This window comes from Streptomyces sp. NPDC051051, assembly GCF_040682975.1.
Classification (GTDB): Bacteria; Actinomycetota; Actinomycetes; order Streptomycetales; family Streptomycetaceae; genus Streptomyces.
The window spans coordinates 1-1,628 of record NZ_JBFBCB010000140.1; the positions used below are offsets into that span (position 1 = coordinate 1).

Consider the following 1,628-nt stretch of genomic DNA (forward strand, 5'->3'; position numbering starts at 1 on the left):
GAGGCGGGGGATGGCCTGGTGGTGGTCGCGGACGTGGAGTGGGAGCGGTTCGTTCCCGCGTTCACCGGCCGCCGGCCCAGCCCGCTGCTGAGCACTCTTCGCCCCCACGGCTCCGCCGGAAGCGAAGGCACGACAGGGACGGGGGCGGAGAGCGAGTCGGCGCGTGCGACCGAGAGTGCGCGTGACCGCCTGGTGCGGCGCCTGGCTGACCGGCCCGAGACGGAACGGCGCCGGGCCCTGCGCGAGCTCGTGCGGGAACGGGCGACACTCGTGCTCGGCCGGTCCGCCGACCGTGCCGTACACGTCGACCGGCCCTTCAAGGACGTCGGGTTCGACTCCCTCACCGCGGTCGAACTCCGTAACGCGCTGAGCACGGAAACGGGCCTGCGGCTGCCGCCGTCCCTCGTCTTCGACCACCCGACCCCGCGTCACCTCGCCGATCACCTCCATGACGAACTCTTCGCGGGATCCAAGTCGGCCACCGGTCAGCGACCGGCGGCGACCGAGCCGGACGAGGCCCGCCTCCGAGACCTCCTCATGACCATTCCCTACGCCACATGGCGGCAGAGCGGCCTGCTCACGACCGTGCTCGCCCTGGCCGAAACCGAGGACCGCGCGCCGAGCACACCGCCGCAGGACGACGCCGACGCCGAAGCCATCGGCGCCATGGACGTCGATGCCCTCGTTCAGCTGGCCCTCGGCGACACCTCGTCCTGAGACCCCGCACTGCCCTGCCGTCGGTGCCGCCCGCCTTCCGCGCTGTGCCGCCGAGTCACCCGCGCCGCATCCGGCCGGCGTGATGCCCGCCCCGTTCCCGTCCGCCCGAGTACGGACCACCCACCAGTGGAGATGAGCATGTCCACCTCCGAGGAGCGCGTCGTCGCCGCGCTGCGCGCGTCCCTGCTCGAGAACGAGCGCCTTCGCCGGCACAACGAGGAACTCCTCCGGGCGGCGAACGAACCGATAGCCATCGTCGGCATGGCCTGCCGCTACCCCGGTGACGTCACCAGCCCGGAAGACCTCTGGCGGCTGGTCGACGCCGGCATCGACGCGATGACCCCGTTCCCCGCGGACCGCGGCTGGGACACCGCGGGCCACGCGCCGTCAGACACGACGGACCACGGCGGCTTCGTCTCCACGGCAACCGACTTCGACGCCGGGTTCTTCGGCATCTCGCCACGCGAGGCGCTGGCCATGGACCCGCAGCAGCGGCTCGTCCTGGAGACTTCCTGGGAGGCGCTCGAACGCGCGGGCTTCACCGCCGCGTCCGTACGCGGAAGCCGCACCGGCGTGTTCATCGGCTCCAGCAACCAGAACTATGGCGCCGACACGGGCGAAGAACTTCCCGAAGGGATCGAAGGACACCTCCTCACCGGCAACGCGGCCAGCGTCGTGTCGGGCCGGGTGTCCTACGTCCTCGGTCTGGAAGGACCGGCTGTCACGGTCGACACCGCCTGTTCGTCGTCCCTGGTGGCGCTGCATCTGGCGGCCCAGTCCCTCAGAGGGGGGGAATGCGACCTCGCGCTCGCGGGCGGTGTGACGGTGATGTCGACGCCGGGTGCGTTCGTGGAGTTCGGTCGTCAGGGTGGGTTGGCGGGGGATGGTCGGTGCAAGGCGTTCGCGGAGGG

Annotated in this window: 2 protein-coding genes; both read left to right on the forward strand. The window is 71.6% G+C overall.

Annotation, left to right across the window (positions count from 1 at the left end; translation table 11 throughout):
• The coding region (locus AB0N31_RS36460) for a beta-ketoacyl reductase (protein ID WP_366062834.1) at positions 1-717 on the forward strand (717 nt) is incomplete at its 5' end.
• A gap of 138 nt (positions 718-855) precedes the next feature.
• A partial coding sequence (locus AB0N31_RS36465; protein ID WP_366062835.1) for a beta-ketoacyl synthase N-terminal-like domain-containing protein occupies positions 856-1,628 on the forward strand: 773 nt, incomplete at its 3' end.